This window comes from Micromonospora sp. R77 (assembly GCF_022747945.1).
Classification (GTDB): domain Bacteria; phylum Actinomycetota; class Actinomycetes; order Mycobacteriales; family Micromonosporaceae; genus Micromonospora.
Window position 1 is genome coordinate 591,945 of the sequence record NZ_JALDST010000001.1, and the last position, 24,244, is coordinate 616,188.

Below are 24,244 nucleotides of genomic sequence, written 5' to 3' on the forward strand. Positions count from 1 at the left end.
GCCATGCCGGTCCGGGTCCGGATCAGGCGCCGAAGGAGAGCCGGCGCACGCCCGCGTCGGCGCTCAGGTCCCGTTCCCGGCCGGTGCGGTCGGCCCGGCCGGTGGCCTCGCGGATCAGCGTCACCGGATCCCGGTCGAGCGCATCGGGCCCGGGCCGGCCGCCGGTCAGCAGGTCGGCGATCACCGCGGCGGCCGCCGGGGTCAGCCACGGTCGCCGGTCCAGCGCCACGGCCAGGTCCAGGCCGTGCACTCCGACCTCCACCACCCGGGTACGCAGGAACTCGGTGAGCGCCATCGCGTCGCCGTGCCGGGTGCGGACCAGCCGCCCCGGCGGCTGCCCGCCGACGGCCGCGTCGGCGTCCCGCCAGGCCCGCGCGAACCCCGCCACCACCTCGGGTACGCCGGCCGACCCGCGCGCCGCCCGTCGGGCGCTGTCGATCCGGTCCTCGTCCACCTTGGGCGTGAACTTGGCGGTGCCGAAGTAGCCGGCGGCGTCCACCTCCGCCCGGTCCGGGGCCGGCGCGGCGAGCATGTCGACCAGCCGGCCCGCCCCGGTACGGACGTGCGCCACGAGGTCGCGCACCTGCCAGGACGGGCACGGAGTGAGCCGGTCGAGATCCGGCGGCGCCAACCCACCCAGCACCTCCTCCAGCCGCGCGCACTCGTCCCGGAACGCCGCCCGTACGTCGTCCATCCGGTCCTCCCCCGATCGTGAAACACCGCCGGCTGAAGGGGATACGGCGGCGAAGCCAAGCGTGCTGGGCCTAGCGTAGTAGGCTGACAGTTATGGGCCGGTTCTCCGAGGAAGAGCTGCACGCGGTTGTCTCCCGGTACGAGGCGACGCGGGCGGCGGCGCTGACCGAGCGGGACGAGCAGCTACGAGCGTTTCATGCGGCCGGCTGGCGGCCGGTGGATCTGCAGCGGGTCACCGGCTACAGCCGGGAGACGATCCGTCAAGCACTACGACCTGAAGTCCGGCGGGCGACCAACCTCAGCCGGCGCCGGACATCACCCCAGCCGCCAGCGGACTACCGGCCCTACGGTGACCGGAAGCCCTACGTGGTGGCCGAAACCCTTGCCGCCCTGCACGGCCCGACCGACGGCACGGTGACGCTTCCGCGTCACCTCGACTGGTCGGGCCACGCCCAGTACGACCTGAACCGGACCGCGCGCCTGGCCAGCATGTACAAGGTGGTGCTCACCGAAGCCAGCACCGTCGAGGACCTGCACACCTGGCTCGATGCCGACCTCCTCCGGCGGCTCTGGCCCGCCCTCTGGCTGCCACCCCAGCTCCGCCAGCGCTGGGAGGACGCCTTTCCCGAACTCGCCGCGACCCGCAACAACGCGGCATAGCGGTGGACCCCTTCCACGAACGCCTCGCCCGCACCGGGCTCGGCGCGGCCGAGCGATACGGCTTCGCGCTGGCCGGCGGATACGCGGTGCAAGCCGCCGGGCTCCTGGAGCGGCCCAGCGAGGACGTCGACCTGTTCACCGCCTGGGACCGCCGCGACGAGTTCACCGCCGCGGTCACCGCCGTCGTGCACGCCTACCGAGACGACGGCCTCACCGTCGAGACCGAGCGGCAGTACGACACCTTCGCCCGGCTGGCCGTCACCGACGGCGTGCGGGTCTCCAAGGTCGAACTCGGCGTGGACTGGCGTGCCAACGAACCGATCCTCATGGCGATCGGACCGGTACTCCACCCCGACGACGCGGTTGCGAACAAGATGAGCGCACTCTATGGGAGAGCGTTCGCTCGTGACTTCATCGACATCGACGCCACGCTCCGATCCGGCCGCTACACCCGCGAAGCGCTCCTCAACCTTGCGCAGCGCGCCGACCGTGGCTTCGACCCGCGCATCTTCGCCGACGCTCTCGGACAGGCCGCCCTGCTCGATCCTGACGACTTCGCCCAGTACGGTGTCGCCGGCCGAGCGCTGACCAATCTCCGTGGCCGATTCGCCGAATGGCGCCGAGAACTGCTCGGCGAGGAGGAGCCTCCTCGAACTGACGGCTCCGGCAGTTGATCCTGCGGCGATCCGTCAGCGCCCGGGACGGCACCATGTGCCTGTGGCCTCCCAGGCATGAACAGGACGTGGCGTTCCGATGGCCTTTCCCGCGGACGGCGGCGTTGAGGTAGCCGCCTCGGCCAGTTCGCTGCTCTGTCCACCGGGCTGGGTCGGGTTCGTCGCGTTGGGCGACGCCGCCCTCGCCACCGTGCCGGCGGACAGTCGGGCCGGGCTCGTACGCGAAGCGTTGCACGTCCTGCCCGTCGCCGAGGTCGGTAACCCGCCGGCCGGGCCACCGTTGGCGGCGACCTGATCGCCGGCACGCCTGACCATTCGGCAACTCACCACCTGGCCGGGGATCCGTGCAGCGAAGCTGTTCGAAGCAGCGCCCGTTTCGCGGCAGGTGGGCCGGGTACGCGGCCGGCGGACGAAAGGGGGCGCCAGATGGCGGGCATCATGCTGCGCAGCACCGCGTTCACCGACCACGACCTGCTGCCCGGACGTTTCGCCCGGGACGGCGGGAACGTGTCACCACCGTTGCAGTGGGCGGACGTACCGGACTCGGCGGAGGAGTTGGTCCTGCTGGTCGAGGATCCGGACGCCGGCCGGGAGCCGTTCCTGCACTGGCTGGTCACCGGGATCTCCCCCGACTCGGGCGAGGTCCCCGAGGGCAGCACGCCGCCGGGCGGCCAGGAGTGGCCGAACAGCTTCGGCGAGCGCGGCTGGAGCGGGCCGCAGCCGCCCCGCGGCGAGGAGGCCCACCGGTACTTCTTCCGCCTCTATGCCCTGGACCGGCCGCTCGAGCTGCCGGAGACGCCGCAGGCCGCCGACGTGCACCGGGCGATCGAGGAGCGGGAGATCGCCAGCGGCACCACGGTCGGCACGTACTTCCGCTGATCAGAGCCGGCGGGTCACCGCCGGTCAGCCCTTGACGCGGGGCACCAGGCGGTGCACCGACGTGAGGACCAGCGCGGCCACCACAGCCATCGCCCCGGCGATGCCGGCCGCGCTGCCCGCGTACCCGACGAGGAGCGGACGGCGGCCCAGCTCGGCCGCCGGGACGTCGCGCAGGTCGAGCAGCCAGGACAGGGCCAGCGCGGACGCGACGACCGCGAGCAGGCCGCCGACGCCGAGCACCGCCGCCGCGATCCGGTGCGAGTCGGCCGACGACACCTGGGCCCGTTCCCGCTGGAAGACCAGCAGGACCAGGCCGGCCAGCGCGGCCCAGACGCCGACCACGAGGAAGGCCGCCACGGCGTCGCTGGGCCGGTGCCAGCCGGCGGAGAGGGTGGCCACCCCGGCGGCCGCCGCGTACGCCACGCCGAGGAAGGCGCCGAGCACCCGCACCTTGCGGGGCAGCACGAGGATCAGGGCCACGGCGACCGAGGCCGCGATGGCGGTGTGCCCGCTGGGCAGGCTGTTGCCGGCCGCCGCCCGCTCCGGGTCGACCCCGAAGTCGGGCCGGGTGAGCACGTACTTGAGCAGTTGGGTGGTGACGTTCGCGCCGGCGATCAGCAACGTGGCGGTCACCGCGAGGGCCTTGCGGCCCCGGATCAGCGCGATGAAGCCGATCACCGCGGTCGCCGCCAGCAGCGACACCACCGACATGGCGTTGAGGATGCGGTTGACCGGCCCGTCGATGGTGTCCTGCCCGATCCGGTTGCCGGTCAGCGCGACCGTGTCGAGCCACTGGCCCACCTCGGTGTGCAGGGCGAACCGCCACACCACCAGGAACGCGGCCGTCTGGACCAGGGCCAGTACGACCAACCAGACTGCCGTCCAACCCCTTGCCGTCTCCCGCACCCGCACACCGTAGCGGGGTGTCACCGGTTCCGCTCAGGCCGGGGCGGCTTCCGGGACGGATCGGTGCGGCCGGCCTCGATCGGGTGCGCCTCCGGTCGGGGAGCGCTCCCGGCCGGGCGGCCCACCGGAGCGCCGTCGCGGCCTCCCGAACTGACCGACCACTCAGGACATTTCTCGCCCGGGCATTGACGGCGACAAACGCGGATCTTATGTTCACCCGGCACCAGTGCGATCTAGCTCACATACAGGAACTTCTCCGCGAAGGACACCCATGCGACGTACCCTCGCAGCCGCCGTACCGCTGGCGCTCCTCGCCGCCGGTCTGGCCGCCGCTCCCGCCGCGGCCGCCACCAGCCTGCCGGTCGGCGGCGTCATCGCCAGCTCGGACGACGGCAACGTCCCGGCGAACACCCTCGACGGTGATCTCGCCACCCGCTGGTCGGCCCAGGGCTCCGGCTCCTGGATCCGCTACGACCTCGGTGCCGCCACCACGGTCGGCTCGATCGCCCTGGCCTGGTACAAGGGCAACGAACGGACCAGCAGCTTCGCCGTGCAGACCTCCACCGACGCCGCCTCCTGGACCACCGTCGTGGGCCAGCGCAACAGCAGCGGAACCAGCCTCCAGTTGGAGACCTACGACTTCACCGACCGCGCGGCCCGGTACGTGCGGGTGGTCGGCTACGGCAACCCGATCAACGACTGGACCAGCATCACCGAGACCCGGATCTACGGCGCGGACGGCAGTGGCTGCGCGGTCCCCGCCGACGTGCTGAACCTGACCAACTGGAAGGTCACCCTGCCCACCGGGCCGGCCGAGGACCCGGACACGATCACCCAGCCCACCCTGGACGGCTTCCAGGCCTCCCCGTGGTTCGTCACGGCGGCCTCCTGCTCCGCCGTGCGGTTCCGGGCGGCGGTCAACGGCACCACCACCAGCGGCTCCGGCTACCCCCGCTCGGAGCTGCGGGAGATGACCGGCAACGGCACCAGCAACGCGAGCTGGTCGTCCACCTCCGGCACCCACACGATGACGTTCGAGGAGGCGTTCACCGCCCTGCCGGCGACCAAGCCGCACCTGGTCGGCGCGCAGATCCACGACGCCAACGACGACATCACGGTGTTCCGGCTGGAGGGCACGAACCTCTACGTCACCAACGGCGACAACGCCCACTACAAGCTGGTCACCGGCAGCTACCAGCTCGGCACCCGCTACCGGGGTAGGTTCGTGGTCAGCGGCGGGCAGGTCAAGGTCTACTTCAACGACGTGCTCCAGGCGACCATCACCCGCAGCTTCTCCGGCGCCTACTTCAAGGCCGGCGCGTACACCCAGGCGAACTGCACCAACTCCTCACCGTGCAGCGACAGCAACTACGGCCAGACGCTGATCTACGCCCTCTCGGTCACCCATTCCTGACCCGAGCCGACCGACCCGATCGGGGCCACCCCACCCGTGGGCGGCCCCGATCGGCGTTTCCCGGTCTTCCCCGCCGCGCAGCGTCCCGGCAGGTGGCGAGCGGGTCACCGGGTCCGGCGCGAGGAGGGCGTGGGCGGTGTCGGTCGGCCGCGACCGGGTGGGCGGTCGGTACCGTGCAGCCGGGAACCCACACCGTGACCGGCAGGAGGCGACGTGACCGGCACCGCACCAGGGCGGACACCGCCCGCCGACCCACCGGCGACGGAGTCCCTGGCGGACCTCCTCGGCGGGCGACGCGGGGCGGTCGACGCGACCGTGCCGCCGGTGGCGTTCGCGGTCGGCTGGCTGGCCGCCGGACTGTGGGGCGGGGTGGCCGCGGCGGTGCTGACCGGCCCGCGGTGGCGGGCTGGCGGCTGCGGCGCGGGGACCGGCCGCGTTCGGTGCTGCTCGGGCTGCTCGCGGTCTGCCTGGCCGCGCTGGTCGCGTTGCGCACCGGCCGGGCCGGCGACTTCTTCCTGGTGCAGCTGGTGTCGAACGCGGCGAGCGCGCTGGCCTGGCTGGTGAGCATCGTGGTGCGCTGGCCGCTGCTCGGGGTGGTCGTCGGCACGGCACTGGGGCAGCGGGGCCGCTGGCGGCGGGACCCGGCGCTGCTGGCCGCCTATGCCCGGGGCAGTTGGGTGTGGGCGGCGACCTATCTGCTGCGGGTGGCGGTCTTCCTGCCGCTCTGGCTGGCCGGCCAGGTGGTCCCGCTGGTGGTGGCCCGGGTGGCGCTGACCTGGCCACTGGTGGCGTCGGCGCTCGCGCTGAGCTGGCTGGTGATCCGGCGGTCGCTGCCGGCCGGGCATCCGGGCCTGCGGCATCCGGTGTCGCCGGTCGGGTCGGACGGCGGACCGGGTGACCGCGGACCGGGCAACGGCGGAGCGGACAGCGAGGGGCCGGGAAATTAGGAGAGAGGCCGCCACGGGGGGAGCGGCCTCTCCGGTGAATTACGTTACTCCGTCCGCGCCCCGGGTGTGATCCCGTGGCGGCCCGAATTTCAAGGGCTTTTTCGCGGCACGCTCGACTCTGGACTTCGGTGGTGGACCGACCGTTCCGCTGCGTCGGCCGGAACGGCCGGCCCACCCGGCCCGACCGTGGGAGTCAGGCCGTCCACCGACCGGGCTCTCCGTTCCCCCAGACCCGGTCGGTCTCCGGACGGGCGGGTGCCCCCGCCCGTCCGGAGAAGTCGCCTCAGCCGTTGGGGAACAGGTTGCCGTAGTCGGCGTACGCCATGGCGACGTCGGCCTGGGCCCAGAAGCGGTGGTAGTTGAAGGTCGGCTCCGGGCCGCCCTTCAGGTAGGCGTCCACCTTGGGCCAGTCCGGGTCGTTCTTGTAGAACGACCGGATGTCCAGGAAGCTCTTGCCGGCGGCGATGGCGTCACCGTTCGGCATCTTCCCGGTCCAGCCGGCCGGGACGTAGAGCCCCTGCCCGTCGGCGGCGTTGTAGACGTCGTCGAAGCGCTTGTAGTCGCCACGCTTCTCCGTGGTGGACACGCCCTTGGCGTCGCTGGCCGCGGAGAGCGCGTCCAGCAGGCCCTTGGCGGTGTTCTTGGCCGCCACGTTGCCCGACTTGGCCGCGTACGCGATCAGGGTCCGGGCGTAGGCGGCGGCGACGCCGACGTCCTGGCCCTTCACCGTCACCTCGACGTGCAGGTTGGTGTTCGGCTGCGGGCTGGTCGGGTTCCAGTTCGCGGGCTGGCCGGTCCACTTCATGTCCGACGGGATGGACCAGTTGGTGCCGACCGTGGTGTTGGCGATGGCCCACGGCACCCACTTGTCCAGCAGCGCCTTGGCCTTCGCGTTGCCGGTCTGCAGGTACAGCTCGGCGATCCGCTGCATCGACCACGCCTGCATGCCGAACCACTGGTTCGACGGCGGGTCGTTGTAGACCGGGTCGACGTCGTAGTACATGCCGTAGAAGGTGGCGGTGCCGGCCGGCGGCTGGGCGTAGCTGCCGTCCCAGCTGTTGGTGGCGCCACCGGCGATGCCGCCCTCGGCGGACTGCAGCCAGGTGTAGAACTCCAGCTGCCGGTCGAAGCTCTTCTGCCAGTCCGCGGTCGCGGTGGGCGACTTGGGCTTGAGCTCCGGCACGTTGGTCAGCGCCCAGGCCGCGAGCGGGTTCTGGTAGCCGAAGTGGTTGTGGCTGGAGCCGATCCGCCAGGACCAGTTCTGCTGCGGGTCGTACGCGCCACCCCAGGCGTAGTACCAGGACATCAGGTAGTGCGCCGAGTCCTTGCCGCTGCCGGCCGGGCAGGTGGCGGCGCCGACGCAGTTGCCGATCTTCTTGAAGTACTTGTCGAACATCGCGTACCGCAGGTAGTCACCCATCTTGGCGGCCTTCGCCACGGTGGCCGCGACGTCGGCCTCCTTGCCCTGCGCCTTGGCCCAGGTCAGCGCCCAGTACGCGGCCTGCACGGCGCGGGCGTCGGCGTCCGGGGCGTCGGTGTACTTCCACTGCTTCGCCGGGGCGTTGGACTCCTTGACGAACAGGTCGAGGTAGCCGTACTGGCCGCCGTGCTTGAACGTGTCGCAGGACGGCTGCGGCACGGTCTCCCACACCGACTCCTGGGTGCCCCGCTGGAAGGTGTTGATGTACGCCGGCTTGGTGGTGCCGTCGCCGCAGTGGCCGAAGCCGTACGTGTTGTCGACGTCCATCAGCCAGTGCATGCCGTAGATGTCGCCGGTGCCGTAGGTGGACTGGAGCTCGGCGCGCAGCGGGTCCTGGCCGACCGGCACCGACGGCTGGAGGGCCGACGGGTACTGGCTGGGCAGGTTGTACTCGGCGGCGTACTGGGCGGTGCCCGGGGCGCCGGCGGTGGGCTGGTCGGCGTGCGACGGGATGATGTACTTCTCCATCACCGTCCAGGCGTTGTTGAACGGGGCCCAGTTCTGGGTCACCCGGCCGTACTGGGCCTCCAGCCAGAGCCAGAAGCTGAACGCCTCCGACGTGGTCTCGTGGCCGTGGTCGGGCGCCTCGACGATCAGCGTCTCCACCGAGTGGTACGGCACGCCCTCGGGGCTGAAGTACCCCGAGTTCTTGATCTTGCCGTACTGGTCGAGGAACTTCTTGATGTACGCGTTGTCCCCGCCCGGGGTGTCGTTGTCGGCCTCGGTGGCGACGACGGCCAGCGGCGCGAAGCCGGTGGCCGAGGCGGTGACCGTGGCGGTGCCACCGACGGTGTCGGCGTCCTCGGCCGCGGCGACCGTGGCGGAGACCCCGGTGCTCCAGTTGCTCGGGGTGAGCGTCAGGGTCGTCGGGGAGACCGTGACGTCGCTGTCCCCGGTGACGGCGAGGGTGACCGGGACGTTCGCGGTCGGCGCGGCGCTGAGGGTGTACTTCACCGTGGCGGTGCCGCCCTCGGGGACGGTCACGGCCGACGGGGTGGCGATCAGCTTCGGACCGGTGGCCGGGTTGACCGTGAAGGACTTCTCGGCAATCGCCGTGGCACCCGCGTTGTCGTACGCCTTGGCCTGCACGGTGTAGCTGCCGGCGGGCAGGTCCAGCAGGTCGTAGCCGTACGGGGCGGTGGTGTCGGTGTTGACCAGCAGGCCGTTGCGGTAGAACTCGACCTTGCTGATCGTGCCGTCCGGGTCGCTGGCGGTGGCGGTCAGCGGCACGTCGGCGGGGGCCTCGAACGGCCCGGCCGGCACCCCGAGGGAGACCGTCGGCAGCTGGTTGGTCGGCGCGCCGTTGCAGGCGACCCCGTTGAGAGTGAAGGCGGAGGGCTTCGGGTTGGACCCGCTGTAGACGCCCTGGAAGCCGATGTCGGTGCTGGCGCCGGTGGCGAGGGAGCCGTTCCACGACTCGTTGGTCGCGGTCACCTCGGTGCCGGACTGGCTCCACTTGGCCGACCAGCCGTAGGTGACCTTCTGGGTGCTGTTGCCGAAGTTCCACTTCAGCGTCCAGCCGTTGAGGGCGTCACCCAGGTTCTTGACGGTGACGTTGGCGGTGAAGCCGCCACCCCAGTCGTTGGGCGCGTACACCACGTCGCAGGCAGGGGCGGCCTGCGCGGCGCCCGCCGGCAGGGCGACCCCGCCGATGGCGAGGGTGGTGGCGGCGAGCATCGCCGTACGGCGACGTCTTGCCAGGAGTCTCATCTGCGCGGTGTCTCCTCGGACCAGGCCGGGAACCGTACGGGTCCCGGCGGGGCGCCTCCACGTGGCGACGGGGCACACGGGGGGACGGAAGCGCCCGGGAAAAGGTCGACCCCCGGCCGTGCCGGGGTCGGGGTGCCGCACCGGACGGACCGGTTGCCCTCGGCGACCCACGCTCGCGCGTTCTGGCTCCGCTGCGTTGATTCGACAGTCTGCCATGGAAGCGCTCCCACGACAAGCACCATCGCGTTCAGGCACGTCCATGTTTCGATCTTGTTTTGGGGCTTTCACAAAGCCGTGACGGGCGTTACAGTCGCTGCATCGCCGATGGGAGCGCTTCCATCGACGGAGATGTACAGAGAAGATCGTTGCGGGCGTCCGCGCCCGCAACGCGCCAGCCAGAGGCTGACGACGGGCCAGCCCGGACGCCGCCGTCAGCCGTCACCCACCGGCATGGAGGGAGGTGGAACCAGAGCCACTCGCGTGGCCCGGCTCCCGCGCGACACGCACGGTTCGGACGCCAATTCCAGACGTGCGTGTGTGCATCACAGGTGGGGACGGGGGTTGCCCTCCCCCGTCCCCACACTAAACCCCCGTTGTCGACGGGAAAAGAGGCCGACGGGTCAGGCGCGACGCGCCACCCGGCCGGCCTCGCTCGCTATCCGCACCATCCGCCGGCCCGCGGCGTTGCGCCGGCCGACGAACCCCTCTCCCCCGCCCCGGCCGCCGGGAACGGCCGGACCGCGCCCGGTCGCGGCCCGACGACACCGCGGCCGGCAGCGCCTGCCGTACGATGGGAGCGCTCCCGGCCGTCGGGTGGCCCCAATCCTCCGAGGAGAACGCCCATGTCGATACTCACCCGACGGCGGTTGCTCCGCCGCGCCGCCCTCTCCGCCTGGCCGCTGGCGCGGCCCGCGCCGGACTCGCGGGTAGCGCGGCGGCCGCCGTCGTCGCCGCTGCCGCCACCGGCGGCTGCGAGAACACGCCCGACGCGGACCGGGAGAGCAGCCCCGACCCGACCGGCCCGCTGCGCTTCCCCCCGGGCTTCGCCTGGGGCGCCGCCACGTCGGCGTACCAGATCGAGGGCGCGGCCAAGGAGGACGGCCGGGGTGAGTCGATCTGGGACACCTTCAGCCACACCCCCGGCCGCACCCGCAACGGCGACACCGGCGACGTCGCCGCCGACCACTACCACCGGTACCGCGACGACCTCGACCTGATGGCCGAGATCGGACTGCGCAGCTACCGGTTCTCCATCTCCTGGCCCCGGATCCAGGCCGACGGCGCGGGCAAGCCCAACCAGCGCGGCCTCGACTTCTACCGGCGGCTGGTCGACGGGCTGCACGAGCGGGGCATCGCCCCGATGGCCACCCTCTTCCACTGGGACCTGCCGCAGGCGTTGCAGGACGCCGGCGGCTGGGAGTCCCGGGACACCGCCCACCGCTTCGCCGACTACGCCGACGCGGTCTTCCGCGGCCTCGGCGACCAGGTGCCGGTCTGGCTCACCATCAACGAGCCCAAGACCGTGGTGCAGAACGGCTACCTGTGGGGACACCACGCCCCCGGCCGGCAGGACCCGCAGGCCGCCTACCTGGTCGCCCACCACCTCCAGCTCGCCCACGGCCTCGCCGTACGGGCGCTGCGGGCCACCGGCCAGGACGGCCGGATCGGTCCGGCGCTCAACCTGCACCCCTGCTACCCGGCCGACGACAGCCCCGAGGCCGCCACCGCCACCCGGCTCTACGACGGCTACGAGAACCGCCTCTATCTCGACCCGATCCTCAAGCGCGGCTACCCGCAGGACGTGCTGGCCGACCTCGGCCCGGACAGCCGGATGGTCAAGGGCATCCACGACGGCGACCTCGACGTCATCGCCAGCCCGGTCGACCTGCTCGCCGTGCAGTACTACACGCCGATCTACGTCACCGGTCAGGGCGACACGGTCCGCAAGTGGCCCACCTCGGAAGCGGAGTGGCAGCAGATCCACCCCGAGGGGATGTACGACATCCTGACCCGGGTGACCCGCGACTACGGCCGGATCCCGATCACCATCACCGAGAACGGGCTGCCCTGCCCGGACACCCTCGGCGCCGACGGCACCGTCGACGACGCCGGCCGGGTCCGGTTCCTCCGCGACCACTTCGCCGCCGCGCACCGGGCCGTCGCCGACGGGGTGCCGCTGGAGAGCTACCACGTCTGGTCGCTGCTGGACAACTTCGAGTGGGCCGAGGGCTACGACCAGCGCTGGGGCCTGGTCTACGTGGACTACCCGACGCAGCGCCGGGTGCTCAAGCGCAGCGCCCACTGGTACCGGGACGTCATCCGCAACAACGGCCTCTGAACCCGCCACGGGCCGGTCGGGACATCCACCCCGGCCGGCCCGTACGCCTCAGCGGGGCAGCGCCTGCTGCAACTCGGCGCGCAGCGCCGGGGTGAGCATCTCACCGGCCTGCTTCGCCAGCCGCGCCATCTCGTAGCCCACCACGCCGATGTCCGCGTCGGCACCGGCCAGCGTGGCCAGGATCGAGCCGTCCCGGATCTGCATCACCAGGAAATAGCCCCGGCCCATCTCGACCACGGTCTGCTTGACGATGTCCCCGTCGAACATCTGCGCGGCCCCGGCCGTGATGGACATCAGCCCCGACGTCACGGCGGCCAGCTTGTCGGCGTGGTCGCGGGGCAGGTGGGCCGAGATCGCCACCAGCAGCCCGTCGGAGGAGACCACCACCGCGTGCGCCACCCCGGGAACCCGCTCGGCGAACGCGTTCACCAGCCAGCTCAGGTCCCGGGCCTCCTGACTCATCGTCATCATCGTTGTCCTCCCTCGGTCGGCCCGCCGGCCGGCGGCATGACGATCTCCCTGGTCTCCTCGGCCTCCGCCCGCCGCACGCCCCCGTAGAAACGGGAGAGCATGCCGCCGACCGCGTCCGGGTCCGGCTCGTGGCGCGGCATCGGGTCGGTCGGGCGGGCCGGCTGGGTGACCGCGGCGAGCTGGGCCATCGGCACCCGTACCGGCAGACCCCGCTCGTTGGTCCCACCGGTGACCGGCGTCGCGGCGGGTGGCGGTGTCACACCCAGCGTCGACGACGACGGTCCCTGCCGGGAGAACCAGCCGCTGCCTCCGGCGGGGGCCGCCGAGGTGAGCACGTCCCCGGCCCGGGCCGGCCCCGGCCGGACCTGGCGTGGCAGCGCCGGCTGCTGGCGTACGTCGGGGTGGCTGCTGCGGCGGGCGGCCCGCCACCGGCAGCTCGGCCGACTGCGGCGGACGCCCGGCCACCGGCAGCTCCACCGCCGACGCGGTGGGACCGACCACCGGCTGGTCGGCTGGTGCCGGCCGGCGACCGGCCACCGGCAGCGGCTCGGCGGCGCCACCGGCGGGGTGCTCGGCCCGGTCGCCGCGGCGACGAGCTGTGAGCATCCGCGGCGCGGCGGGCTGGTCCAGCTCGGGGGCGGGGGCCGAGGCCAGCAGGTCCGCCGGCAGCCGGACCTGCGCGACGAGCCCCTCACGCCGGCCCCGCAGCCGCACCTGGATCCGGTGCCGCGCACCGAGGTGGCTGACCACGAACAGCCCCATCCGCTCGGAGGCCGCCACGTCGGCCGCCGGCGGCTCCGCCAGCACCGCGTTCGCCTCGGCCAGCGCCGACGGGCTCATCCCGAGCCCCTGGTCGGCGATCTCCACCAGCGCACCGGAGCCCTCGGCCCGCGCGGTGACCTGCACGACGGTGTCCGGCCGGGAGAACGCCGTCGCGTTCTCCAGCAGCTCGGCCAGCAGGTGCACCAGGTCACCGACGGCGTGCCCGACGAGGTGCAGCTCGGCCGTCGAGGAGTGGCGCACCCGCTGGTACTGCTCGATCTCGGCGCTCGCGGCGAGCAGCACCGCACCCAGGCCCACCGGTCGGTTCCACCGTCGGCTCGACTCCGTACCGGCCAGCACCAGCAGGCTCTCGTCGTTGCGCCGCATCCGGGCGGCCAGATGGTCCAACCGGAACAGGTTCTCCAACTGGTCCGGGTCGCTCTCCTCGCGCTCCAGGTCGTCCAGCAGCTCCAGCTGCCGCTCGACCAGCACCTGACTGCGCCGGGCCAGGTTGACGAACATGGCGTTGACGTTGCGCCGCATCATCGCCTGCTCCACGGCCACGCTGACCGCGCTGCGGTGCACCGCCACGAAGGCCTCGGCCAGCTCACCGATCTCGTCCAGCGAGCGGACCACCGCCGGGGGCACCTCGATGTCGGTGACCGGGCTGTCCACGGCCCGCAGCCGGTCCAGCGCGTCCGGCAGCTCGACCTGCGCGATCCGCAGGGCCTGGCCGCGCAGCAACCGCATCGACCGGGCGATGGACCGACCGATCAGCAGCGAGATCAGCACGGCGACCAGCAGCACCGCGACGATGCCGCCGACCACCAGCAGGGTGTCCCGCAACTGGGCCGAACTCACCTCGTCGGCGCGGGTCACCGCGTCGTCGAGCACCTCGCGTTCGAGTTGCCGCAACAGCTCCTGGCGCTGCTCGCTGGCCGCCCACCACTGCGGGGCGGGCAGCACGGCCGGGTCGCCGGCGGCGGAGGGCAGGCTCTTCTCCTCCAGCTTCGTGGCCGCCACGAACGCCGGATCGAGCGAGGTCTGGTCGTAGCGGCGGATCTGGTCGGTGGTCGCCGCCACCCGGAACGCGCCCAGCGCGGTGAGCTGCTGGGCCCGCAGGTCGGTGATGCTCACCTGGTCGTTCAGCTCGTACCGGCCGGCGCGGGCGGCGGCATAGAGCTGGGCGCGGATCCGCGAGGTGAGTTCCTTGACCCGGGCGAGCTGCACGTACCGCAGCACCGCGTCGCTGAGCGCCTGCTGGTCGGTCCCCGGCGACGGCTCGGCGAGCAGGGTCAGCAGGGCGTCGACCGACCGGTGGTAGTTGCTGAGGATCGTGTCGCTGCTGAGCACCGCCGCCGGCACCGTGGCGCGGATGTAGACGACCTGGTCGTACGCCTCCAGCACCTGCGAATAGGAGACCCGCCACGCGGCGTCCGCGTCGACGAGTGGCTCGGCGGCCTGGCGCAGCTCACCCATCGCCTGGTCGGAGGCGATCTGCAGCGGCTTCAGGGTGGCGATCGCGGCGTCCCGGTCGGCGCTGCCGCCGGCCCGCCGCAGCGCGGCCAACTCCCCCGCGGTGCGGTCCCGTTCCTGCTGCAACCGGTCCACCACCGTGGTGATCTGCCGACCGATGCCGACCTGCTGGGCGAAGTCGCTCAGCGCGGCGGTCTGGCCGACCAGGCCACGCGCCTGCACGCCGGCCAGCACGAGAAAGGCGAGCGACGGGATGACCAGCACGGTGGCGAGCTTGGTGCCCATCCGCCAGTCCCGCAACCGGAGCGGGGACCGCCGCCGGTGCGGTACGACCCGAACGTCGAAACGGCTGCGGCGGTGCTGGGACACCGCGCCCCCGCCCGGGTCGGGACCTGCGCCCACACGTGCCTCCTCGGTCCCTCGCCTCCACCGGGGTCGGGGAGCGCTGTCCATCCAACCAGGCCGTCCGGTGGTGTCAACGGCCTGGCCGGCCGACCAGGAAGGTCAGCGTGGTGGGGCGTCGGCTGCCGGGTCCGGCGTGTCCGGCTCGTCCGTCCGGCCGATACCGGTGACGTGTGCCCCGTCGGCCACCCGGCCCAGCGCGACCAGCGCCGCGCCCATCGCCCCGATCTCCGGATGGTGCTGATGGCGGACCCGCCGGGGCGCCAGCGTCTCGGCGAACGTCTGCCGCCACCACGCCGAGGCGGCCATCGCGCCGCCACCGAGCACCACCTCGGCCGGTGCCCCGACCCCGGACTCCAGCAGCGCCAGGTCGTCGGCGACCAGGCGGCAGAGCGCGGTCATCAGACCGGCGAGGATGTCCACGGCGGTGGTGTCGAACCCGAGCCCGCGCAGCTCACCGGAGCCGGCGGGCACCAGGCCAGGCGGGCGGTCGCCGCCGAAGCGCGGATTCACCACGAGCCGCCCGTCCGTCGCGACCCGGGCCAGCGCGGCCTCCAACTGCGCCCCCTGGGGCAGCCGCAGCTCCCGGTTCGCCCAGGCGAAGAGGTTGCCCCCGCTGGAGTAGGCGGCCCCGGTGACCACGTGGTGGTGGTCCACCCGGTAGCGCCAGAGCTGGTCGGGCAGCGGCGCGAGGTCCGCGCGAGCGGGCTGAACCAGCCGGACGGCGGCCGACGTGCCGACGGTCACCGCCGCCCGGGTGGCGTCGACGCAGCCGGACCCGACGTTGGAGGCGGCGCCGTCGTCCACCGGCGCGGCCCAGGCCGCCCCCGCCAGCTGCGGCCACCGCCGGGCGTACGTGGACCGGAGGCGCCCGCGCCAGCCGGCGGGCGCCAACGGCGGCAGGTCGGCCGGCCGGACCTCGGCCAGCTCGCACGCCTCCGGGTCCCAGTCCATCCGGTGCAGGTCGAGCAGGCCGGTGCCGGAGGCGAGCGAGACGGACATCGGGGCCTCGTCGAGCAGCACGCCGAGGACGTAGTCGACCAGGCCGACGAAGCGCGCCACCGGCGTCGAGGTGCGGTCCCGCAACCAGGGCAGCCGCACCGACCAGTAGCAGCGGTGGAACCAGGTGCCGGTGCGCTGGTGGAAGGCGTCCGGGTCGGCCGGTCCGACCGCCGTCGCCAGCGGTGCCGGCCGGGTGTCCAGCCAGGTAAGCACCGGACCGAGGGGCTCACCGGCGGCGTCCAGCGGCAGCACCGAGTGCCACTGCGCGGAGGTCGCCACCAGCTCGACGTCGCGCAGGTGGCCGGCGGCGGCCAACTCGTCCAGGCACTCGGTCAGGCAGGCCAGATAGCCGGGACCGTCGAGGGTGCCGCTGCCGTCGGCCCCGGTGGCCACCCGGACCTTGCGCCGGGCCAGCGCGCCGGGCAGCGGGGTGGCGTCCGCGTCCAGCACGAGTCCCCGTACCGAGGAGGTGCCCAGGTCGAGAGCGAGAATGTTCATCGCCGGTCAACCTACCCGTCGGGGCCGCCGACAACGCCAAGATCCGCGCGGGCCGGCGCGGTGGCCACGACGAACGGGGGCCCGCACGACCGTCGGGTCGCGTACAGTGATCGTCATGCTCGCGCACCTGTCCTGCTGGTGGCCCGCCGACCCGGCGGCCCACCCCCGCGCGTAGCTTCCCCACGCGGCCGCCCGACGAGGCGGCCGCCGGTCCTCCCCCGGCACCCGGGTCGCCTCCACGGCGGTCACCGGCCCACCGAGGAGAACCGATGACCCGCCCGCACGACCTGCTCGCCGCCGTCGCCGACGGCCGCGACCCAGGCCCCTTCGCGCTCGTCCGCCGCGAGGGCGCCGACCAGCTCGAGCTCTTCACCGGCACGGTACGCACCGCCGACCGGCTCGCCGACATCCCGCTGCCCGACGGCCCGCCCGGCCCGCGCACGCTGGCCCTGGTGCCGTACCGACAGGTCGCCGAGCGGGGCTTCGCGTACGTCGACGACGGCGTGCCGCTGGAGTGCCTGGTGATCGACGGGCACCAGCGGATCGGCCTGGCCGAGGTGCTCGGCACACTGCCGGACGCCCCGGTGGTCACCCGCGACGCCGGCTTCGACGTCACCGACGACGAGTACGCCCGCATCGTCGGCCGGGTGCTCGACGAGGAGATCGGCCGGGGCGAGGGGGCCAACTTTGTCATCCACCGCACCCTGCACGCCACCGTGCAGGGTCCACCACTGGTGGCCGCGGCCGCCGCGCTGCGCCGACTGCTGCTGGCCGAACGCGGGGCGTACTGGACGTTCCTGGTGCACACCGGCAGCCGGATCCTGGTCGGGGCCAGTCCGGAGCGGCACGTCAGCGTGGACGACGGCCTGGTGACCATGAACCCGATCAGCGGCACCTTCCGGCACACCGGCGCGGCGGCCGACCGGGACGCCCTGCTGCGCTTCCTCGACGATCCGAAGGAGATCGAGGAGCTGTACATGGTGCTGGACGAGGAGCTGAAGATGATGGCCTGCGTCGCCGAGCACGGCGGGCAGGTGGTCGGGCCGTACCTGAAGGAGATGACGCACCTGGCGCACACCGAGTACCTGCTCGCCGGCCGGGGCGCGCTCGACGTGCGGGAGGTGCTCCGGCAGACCATGTTCGCCCCGACGGTGACCGGCAGCCCGATGGAGAACGCGTGCCGGGTGATCGCCCGACACGAGCGGACGGGCCGCCGCTACTACGCCGGGGTGCTGGCCCTGCTGGGGCAGGACGCCGACGGCCGGCAGACCCTCGACGCGCCGATCCTGATCCGTACCGCGGAGCTCTCGCCCGAAGGCGCGCTCCGGGTGCCGGTCGGCGCCACCCTGGTCCGGCACTCCACGGCCGCGGGCGAGGTGGCGGAGACGCACGCCAAGGCCGCCGGGGTGCTGGCCGCGCTCGGCCTGGCCCCGACGCGCCGCCGGCCGGGGCGGCCACCGCGCCGGCGCCGTCGCTCGCCGACGACCCGGCGGTACGCGCCGCGCTGGCCGCCCGCAACGCGCCGCTGGCCCGGTTCTGGCTGGAGCAGCGGGGCGCGACGGCGCTGCCCGGTCTGGCCGGCCGCCGGGCGTTGATCGTGGATGGCGAGGACACCTTCACCGGTATGCTCGCCCACCAGCTCGGCGCGCTCGGGCTGACCGTGGCGCGCTGCGACTGGCACCGGCCCGAGCCGACGGCGGCGTACGACCTGGTGGTGGTGGGTCCGGGCCCGGGTGACCCGCGGGAGGTCGCCGACCCGAAGATGGCGGCGCTGCGCGAGCAGCTGGCCGGTCTGCTGGCCACCGGCCGGCCCACCCTGGCGGTCTGCCTCGGGCACCAGTTGCTCGCCGGGCTGCTCGGGTTGCCGCTGCACCGCCGGGACACGCCCTACCAGGGGGTGCCCCGGGACGTGTCGGTGTTCGGCACGACCCGTCGGGTGGGCTTCTACTCCAGCTTCACCGCCCGCGCCGACGCCGACCGGGTCGCCACCGCGTACGGACCGGTCGAGCTGTCCCGCGAGGCCGGGGACGGCGCGGTGCACGCGCTGCGCGGGCCGGGCTTCGCCGGCGTGCAGTTCCACCCGGAGTCGGTGCTCAGCCGGGACGGCATGGCGGTCCTGGCGGACCTGCTCGGGCATCTGCTCGACCGGCCGGCGCTGGCCGGGCATGGTCGGGCGGAACGGGGGTAGGGCTGGGGGTGACCGGTGGTCCGGGCGGGCCGCGAGCCCCCGCCCGGCCACCGGTCGCCCCGTCCGGGATCAGCCGGGCAGGCCGCGCTTCAACGCGGTGCCGATCTGCACGGCCCGCTTCGCGGTCAGCCGGGACGCGGTCAGCGCGACGTCGTCGGGCGCGGTCTCGCCGTTGTTGCTGGTGTGCGAGGCGCCGTACGGGTTGCCGGAGGTGAACTGGCTCGGCTCGGTGTAGCCGGGGGTCACCACGACCCCACCCCAGTGGTAGAAGGTGGTGTACAGCGACAGCAGGGTCGACTCCTGGCCACCGTGGGCGGTGGCGGTCGAGGTGAAGCCGCTGTAGACCTTGTTGGCCAGCGCGCCCTGCGCCCAGAGCGGGCCGGTGGTGTCGATGAACTGCTTGAGCTGAGCGGCGATCATGCCGTAGCGGGTGGGCGACCCGAAGATGACCACGTCGGCCCAGGTGAGGTCGTCGAGTTCCACCTCCATCACGTCCTGGGTCTCCAGGCGGTGCGCGTGCCAGCCGGAGTTGGACCGGATCGCCTCCTCGGGGGCGAGTTCACGCACCTTGCGCAGGCGTACCTCCGCGCCGGCCTCGCCGGCCGCCTCGCACACCGCCTGCGCCATCTGGTACGTGATGCCGGTCGCGCTGTAGTAGATCACCGCGACCTTGGTCTGGCCAGCCATCAGTCGTTCCTCCTCGGTTCGGGGTCAGCTCCGGCGACTACCCGTTAGTTGCGGCGTCAAACGCCGCCCTGCTGGCAGCCGTAACGGTGAGTGTCGATCCTGTGTCAGGGCTCAAGATTTGCGCAAGTTCCGAGCCGGGCCGGTGTCGAAACCCCTGCGGCCGAGGATTCTGATCGCACCGGTGCCGGCGGAACCTGCCGCCGCCCCGCAACGGCGAACCTGAACGGGGGATCGCGCTCCGCCGGCGACCTGGCTGGCGTAGCGCGATCAGGGGGTGACAAAACCCCCATTCCTCGCGGGTTCTGCTGCTACTCCTCCTATTCGTCCCGAATCCCCGGCATGCTTCCCGGCCCCGGCGGGGATCCTCGTCGTGACCCACGAGAGGAAGGACGAACCATGCGACTGACCGAGCAGCAGATCCGTTCGCTGTACGGGCAGGACGTCCAGGACCGCTCGGGCGCGAAGATCGGCAGTGTGGGCCAGGTCTGGGCCGACGCCGCCGGCGAGCCGACCTGGGTCAGCGTGAAGACCGGGGTGATGGGCCACCACGAGTCGATGGCCCCGCTCCAGGCGGCCCGCATGCAGAACGACGGCCGGCTCCAGATGCCGTACGACAAGGCCACCGTGCGGAGCGCGCCGAGCGTGGAGACCGGCACCGACCAGCCGCTCGACGCGGACCAGCTGGCGCAGCTGTACCGGCACTACCAGCTGCAGCAGCAGGGCGCGGCCCAGCAGCCGCCGCAGCGGATGCCGGGCGCTCCCGAGATGGTCCGCTCGGAGGAGCGGATCCAGGTCGGCGCCGAGAGCGAGCCCGCCGGCACGGCCCACCTGCGCAAGCGGGTGGTGACCGAGAACGTGCAGACCACCGTGCCGATCGAGCACGACGAGGTGAGCGTGGTCCGCGAGCCGATCACCGCGGCGAACCGCGGCGACACCCGGCCGGACATCCGTGAGGAGCAGCGCGACATGGAGCTGCGCGCGGAGCATCCGGTGGTCGCCAAGGAGCAGGTGCCCGTCGAGCGGGTACGGCTGAACAAGGACGAGGTGGTCGAGGAACAGCCCGTCAACGCGCAGGTCCGCCGGGAGATGGTCGACGCGGACGTGCCGGAGCGGGCGCGCCGGAACCGCTGACCCCGGTACGACGCGGGTCATCCCGGGCGGGTGGGCGAGAGCCCACCCGCCCGGTCGCGTTCCGGCACGGTCGCGCTGTCGGATCGGCCGCCTATGCTCCCGTCCATCACCGACGGAAGGTTGCCCGTGGACGTGCGGCTCACCGGCGCGGAGGCGCTGGCCCTGCGGATGACCAGCCTGCTGCTGCGTCCGCACCCGATCGGCCGGCCGACGGACGTGGCCGGGGTGGTCGAGTGGTTCGGCGCCATGCAGGCGCAGGACGTCGCGAGCGGTCTGTGGTCGCTGGGCGTACGCCTGCCGGAGTTCACCCTGACGGACGTGCTGGCGGCGCTGAAGGAGCGTGCGGCGCTGCGCACCTGGCCGATGCGGGGCACGGTGCATTTCGTACCCTCGCGGGACGCCCACTGGATGCTGGCGGTGACCGGTGTGCGGGCGCTGGCCGGCGTGGCGGCCCGCTGGCGGTCGCTGGGCCTGACCGAGGCGGACGCCGAGCGGGCGCTCGACGTGCTCGGCGCGGCGCTGGCCGGCGGCGGCCGGCTCACCCGCGCGCAGTGCCTGGCCGCGCTCACCACGGCCGGCGTCGACACCACCGGGCAACGCGGCTACCACCTGCTCTGGTACGCCAGCCTGCGCGGGGTCACCTGCATCGCCCCGCACGTCGACGGCGAGCAGACCTTCGTCCTGCTGGACGAGTGGGTGCCCGATCCGCACCACCCGGAGCGCGACGAGGCGCTCGGCATCCTGGCGTCGCGCTACTTCCGCGGCCACGGCCCGACCACGGTGCGGGACTTCGCCGGCTGGACCGGGCTGACCCTGACCGACGCCCGGCGGGGCGTGGCGGTGGCCGGTGACACGCTCGCCGTCGTGCGGGTCGACGACACGGAGTCACTGGTCGACGCGGCGCTGCTCGACGCCCCCCGAGGACCGGTCGACGACCTGCACCTGCTGCCCGGCTTCGACGAGTACCTGCTCGGTTTCAAGGACCGGACCCTGATGCTCGAGCCGGCGCACCAGCAGGCGGTGGTCCCCGGCAACAACGGCGTCTTCCAGGCCACCGTGGTCCACGCCGGCCGGGTGGCCGGCACCTGGCGGCGCACTCTCACCAGGAACCGGGCCACGGTCACCGTGCATCCCCTGACGCCGTTCGACGACGGACTGCGCGCCCGCGTCGAGGCGGCCCTGGACCGGTACGCACGCTTCCTCGGACTGCCGCTGCGTCACTCCTGGTGACCGAATGGGGCCGGTCTCCGCCGGAACGTGCTGCCGCTCCGGCAGCACGTCCGTGCGCCGCGTTGGTAGGTTGCGCTCGTGAATCGCGTTCGGGCGGCGCTGTACCTCGACTTCGACAACGTGTTCAGCGGCCTCTACAAGTTGGATCCGGACGTGGCGATTCACTTCGCCGAGGATCCGGGGGGATGGCTGCGCCGGCTGGCGGCGACGGCCACGACGGATGGCGAGCGGCGCTGGCTGGTCCTGCGCTGCTACCTGAACCCCGCAGGCTGGGTGTACCGCACGGGCCCGAGCGAGGAGCAGCCGCGGCTGTACTTCTCGAAGTTCCGGCCCTTCTTCGTCCGCGCCGGCTTCGACGTGATCGACTGCCCGCGCTACAGCAGTACGAAGAACGCCGCCGACATCAGGATCGTCGTCGACGCCGTCGACGCGCTGTCCGCCGACACCCGGTACGACGAGTTCGTGATCGCCTCCGGCGACTCCGACATGACCCCGTTGCTGCAGCGCCTGCGCCGCTCCGACCGGCGAACGATGATCGTGTCACCGGCGGACGCTGCCGAGGCCTTCACCGCTATCGCCGACCAGGTTCTCGACAGCCAGCACCTGCTGGCACTGGTGCAGGGTGAGTCGGTCGACCTCGACGATGACACCGACAGCGAGGTGGAGGACGAGTTCGACGAGCAGCTGGCCGCTGCCGACGGTGTCCCCCCTACCGCTGGCCAGGGCGAGGCGTACGAGGCCTTCCGGTCCATCCTGACCGAGGAGTACGCCAGGGCGAGCGAGCCGTTGAACATGGCCTCGCTCGCCTCCCGGCTGCGGACGCAGCTCGGCCACTCGGTCAGCGACAGCAACTGGTTCGGCTTCGGCAGTTTCGCCCGCGCCGTGGGAAGCCTCGCGTTGCCGGATCTGCGGATGTCGCAGCACCTGCTCTGGGACACCAGCCGCCACCCGGCCCCGACGGCCGCCATCGCAGCGCCGCGCGTCGCGCTACCGGATCCCGTCGAGCGCCTGGTCGATCAGGTCGAACTGCCGCGGATGCCGCAACACTGGTGGCCGGCGCTCTACCGGACACTCGCCGAATACGCCCGGTCCCAGCGGTTCAACCTGACCCAGTGCACCAGCTGGGTCCGAGACCAGCTGCGCGAGCAGGGACTGCCGGTCAGCCGTAACGCCGTCGGGTTCGTCGTGCGGGGTACCTCGTACGGCGGGTGCCCGTTGCACCGCCAACCCGCTCCTGCGGCGGACGAGATAGCCACCGCGTTCGTCGCCAACGTCCTCAGCCGCGCCGACGCCGCGGAGGTCACGTTCTCCGACGAGGAGATCGCGACGGTTCGCGCCTGGTTGGGCGCACCGCCTGACGGCGGCACCGAGCAGGCAGGCCGGTGAAGGACCGCAGGTCACCGGCCTGCGGACACAAGCCGAGCCCCGGGTCAGGAGACGGGGCGGACAGGTGGCGAAGAGCGCCACCGGCCCGCCCCGTCCCGGTCAGTCGGCGAGGGCGCCCGACGCCCGGCCCTCGTGCAGGGTCAGGTTCCGGCCCGTGGTCGGGTCGAACAGGTGGATCTTCTCGAGGTTGAACCAGACCCGCCGGCTCTCCCCCTCCCGCACCGGCGACTCGGCCGAGAGGCGGGTGACCAGGCTCGCCCCGGCGCCGGTGAAGTCGGCGGCACCGGCGTCCGCGGCCAGCTCCTCCAGCTCGGCGGCGCTGGCCCGCTCACCCTCGACGGTGAAGTAGACGTACTTGTCCGAGCCCATCGACTCGACGATGTCCACCGGCGCCTCGAACTCCATGCCCCGGCGACGGGTGTCGTCGTCGACCAGCTCCGCGTCCTCGAAGTGCTCCGGCCGGACACCGAGGATCAGCTCGCGCGGGGCGTCCGCGCCGTCGAGCTGCCGGCGGACCCGGTCGCCGATCGGCACGTCACCGAGCGCGGTCCGCAGCTTGCCGTCCTCCACGGCGGCGTGCAGGAAGTTCATCGACGGCGAGCCGATGAACCCGGCGACGAAGAGGTTGCGCGGGTGGTCGTAGAGCTCCTGGGGCGGGCCGACCTGCTGCACCGCGCCGCCCCGCATGATCACCACCCGGTCGCCGAGGGTCATCGCCTCGGTCTGGTCGTGCGTGACGTAGACGGTCGTGGTGCCGAGCTGCTTCTGCAGCCGGGACACCACCGTACGCATCTGCACGCGCAGCTTGGCGTCCAGGTTGGACAGCGGCTCGTCCATCAGGAACGCCTTCGGCTGCCGGACGATCGCCCGACCCATCGCCACCCGCTGCCGCTGGCCGCCGGAGAGGTTGGCCGGCTTGCGGTCCAGCAGCGGGGTCAGCTCCAGGACCTTGGCGGCCTCGTCGACCTTCCGGTCGATCTCGGCCTTGTCCAGCTTCGCCAGCCGCAGCGGGAAGGCCATGTTCTCCCGGACCGTCATGTTCGGATACAGCGCGTACGACTGGAACACCATGGCGATGTCCCGGTCCCGGGGCGCCTTGTCGTTGACCCGCTCCCCCGCGATGCGCAGCTCACCGGAGCTGATGTCCTCCAGTCCGGCGATCATGTTCAGGGTGGTGGACTTGCCGCAGCCCGACGGGCCGACCAGGATCACGAACTCGCCGTCGGCGATCTCCAGGTCGACGTCCTGCACCGCGACGGTCCCGTCCGGGAACCGCTTACTCACCTTGTCCAGCACGATGTCAGCCACTG

Annotated in this window: 16 protein-coding genes and 2 pseudogenes; 11 read left to right on the forward strand and 7 right to left on the reverse strand. The window is 72.8% G+C overall.

From position 1 onward, the window contains the following. Window positions 1–22 precede the first annotated feature (22 nt). Window positions 23–694, reverse strand: a complete 672-nt coding sequence (locus MRQ36_RS02495; RefSeq protein WP_242792368.1) for a maleylpyruvate isomerase N-terminal domain-containing protein — start codon at window positions 692–694, stop codon at window positions 23–25. A gap of 92 nt (window positions 695–786) precedes the next feature. Between MRQ36_RS02495 and MRQ36_RS02500 the strand changes: the two genes are divergently transcribed. The 4 genes from MRQ36_RS02500 (at window position 787) to MRQ36_RS02515 (ending at window position 2,906) form a co-directional block, all read left to right on the forward strand. Next, window positions 787–1,353, forward strand: a complete 567-nt coding sequence (locus MRQ36_RS02500) for a hypothetical protein (protein WP_242792370.1) — start codon at window positions 787–789, stop codon at window positions 1,351–1,353. Window positions 1,354–1,355: 2 nt separating this feature from the next. Continuing rightward, entirely contained in the window at window positions 1,356–2,027 is a 672-nt protein-coding gene (locus MRQ36_RS02505; RefSeq protein WP_242792372.1) for a nucleotidyl transferase AbiEii/AbiGii toxin family protein, read from the forward strand. A gap of 79 nt (window positions 2,028–2,106) precedes the next feature. Beyond that, on the forward strand, window positions 2,107–2,322 hold the full coding sequence (locus tag MRQ36_RS02510; protein WP_242792374.1) for a hypothetical protein: 216 nt from the start codon (window positions 2,107–2,109) through the stop codon (window positions 2,320–2,322). Between the two features lie 131 nt (window positions 2,323–2,453). Next, complete coding sequence (locus tag MRQ36_RS02515; RefSeq protein WP_242792376.1) at window positions 2,454–2,906, forward strand: YbhB/YbcL family Raf kinase inhibitor-like protein; 453 nt, start codon at window positions 2,454–2,456, stop codon at window positions 2,904–2,906. A gap of 24 nt (window positions 2,907–2,930) precedes the next feature. Here the strand turns inward: MRQ36_RS02515 and MRQ36_RS02520 are convergent, their stop codons facing one another. After that, the gene (locus MRQ36_RS02520) at window positions 2,931–3,818 is read right to left on the reverse strand and encodes a phosphatase PAP2 family protein (RefSeq protein WP_242800794.1); all 888 of its coding nucleotides are present in this window, start codon (window positions 3,816–3,818) and stop codon (window positions 2,931–2,933) included. A gap of 265 nt (window positions 3,819–4,083) precedes the next feature. Here MRQ36_RS02520 and MRQ36_RS02525 point away from each other — a divergent pair, with 265 nt between their 5' ends. Both MRQ36_RS02525 and MRQ36_RS02530 read left to right on the forward strand, forming a co-directional pair. After that, window positions 4,084–5,226, forward strand: a complete 1,143-nt coding sequence (locus MRQ36_RS02525; RefSeq protein WP_242792378.1) for a polysaccharide lyase family 7 protein — start codon at window positions 4,084–4,086, stop codon at window positions 5,224–5,226. Between the two features lie 213 nt (window positions 5,227–5,439). Further along, window positions 5,440–6,173: pseudogene (locus tag MRQ36_RS02530) on the forward strand (DUF3159 domain-containing protein). A gap of 283 nt (window positions 6,174–6,456) precedes the next feature. Here MRQ36_RS02530 and MRQ36_RS02535 read toward each other — a convergent pair. Continuing rightward, complete coding sequence (locus MRQ36_RS02535) at window positions 6,457–9,354, reverse strand: glycoside hydrolase family 48 protein (protein WP_278187748.1); 2,898 nt, start codon at window positions 9,352–9,354, stop codon at window positions 6,457–6,459. A 799-nt stretch (window positions 9,355–10,153) separates the two neighbouring features. Between MRQ36_RS02535 and MRQ36_RS02540 the strand changes: the two genes are divergently transcribed. After that, complete coding sequence (locus MRQ36_RS02540; RefSeq protein WP_242792382.1) at window positions 10,154–11,701, forward strand: GH1 family beta-glucosidase; 1,548 nt, start codon at window positions 10,154–10,156, stop codon at window positions 11,699–11,701. 48 nt (window positions 11,702–11,749) lie between these two features. Here the strand turns inward: MRQ36_RS02540 and MRQ36_RS02545 are convergent, their stop codons facing one another. Then, window positions 11,750–14,812 carry a nitrate- and nitrite sensing domain-containing protein gene (locus tag MRQ36_RS02545; protein WP_242792384.1) on the reverse strand — a complete coding sequence of 1,021 codons (3,063 nt, stop codon included), beginning with the start codon at window positions 14,810–14,812 and terminating at the stop codon, window positions 11,750–11,752. A gap of 102 nt (window positions 14,813–14,914) precedes the next feature. Then, window positions 14,915–16,312, reverse strand: coding sequence for an FGGY family carbohydrate kinase (locus tag MRQ36_RS02550; RefSeq protein WP_242792386.1), 1,398 nt, complete (start codon window positions 16,310–16,312; stop codon window positions 14,915–14,917). A gap of 269 nt (window positions 16,313–16,581) precedes the next feature. On the opposite strand from MRQ36_RS02550, the pseudogene MRQ36_RS02555 reads away from it, so the two are divergent. Next, window positions 16,582–18,500, forward strand: a pseudogene (locus MRQ36_RS02555) (chorismate-binding protein). Window positions 18,501–18,569: 69 nt separating this feature from the next. Here the strand turns inward: MRQ36_RS02555 and wrbA are convergent. Beyond that, window positions 18,570–19,187, reverse strand: a complete 618-nt coding sequence (gene wrbA, locus MRQ36_RS02560) for an NAD(P)H:quinone oxidoreductase (RefSeq protein WP_242792388.1) — start codon at window positions 19,185–19,187, stop codon at window positions 18,570–18,572. 396 nt (window positions 19,188–19,583) lie between these two features. On the opposite strand from wrbA, the gene MRQ36_RS02565 reads away from it, so the two are divergent. The 3 genes from MRQ36_RS02565 to MRQ36_RS02575 all read left to right on the forward strand — a co-directional run bounded on the left by MRQ36_RS02565 (window position 19,584) and on the right by MRQ36_RS02575 (window position 22,934). Then, window positions 19,584–20,318, forward strand: a complete 735-nt coding sequence (locus tag MRQ36_RS02565; RefSeq protein WP_242792390.1) for a PRC and DUF2382 domain-containing protein — start codon at window positions 19,584–19,586, stop codon at window positions 20,316–20,318. Between the two features lie 126 nt (window positions 20,319–20,444). Continuing rightward, window positions 20,445–21,548: a winged helix DNA-binding domain-containing protein gene (locus MRQ36_RS02570; RefSeq protein ID WP_242792392.1), complete on the forward strand. Its 1,104-nt coding sequence runs from the start codon at window positions 20,445–20,447 to the stop codon at window positions 21,546–21,548. Between the two features lie 78 nt (window positions 21,549–21,626). After that, complete coding sequence (locus MRQ36_RS02575; RefSeq protein ID WP_242792394.1) at window positions 21,627–22,934, forward strand: NYN domain-containing protein; 1,308 nt, start codon at window positions 21,627–21,629, stop codon at window positions 22,932–22,934. Window positions 22,935–23,033: 99 nt separating this feature from the next. Here MRQ36_RS02575 and MRQ36_RS02580 read toward each other — a convergent pair whose 3' ends face one another. Further along, on the reverse strand, window positions 23,034–24,242 hold the full coding sequence (locus MRQ36_RS02580; RefSeq protein WP_242792396.1) for an ABC transporter ATP-binding protein: 1,209 nt from the start codon (window positions 24,240–24,242) through the stop codon (window positions 23,034–23,036). Window positions 24,243–24,244: the final 2 nt, after the last annotated feature.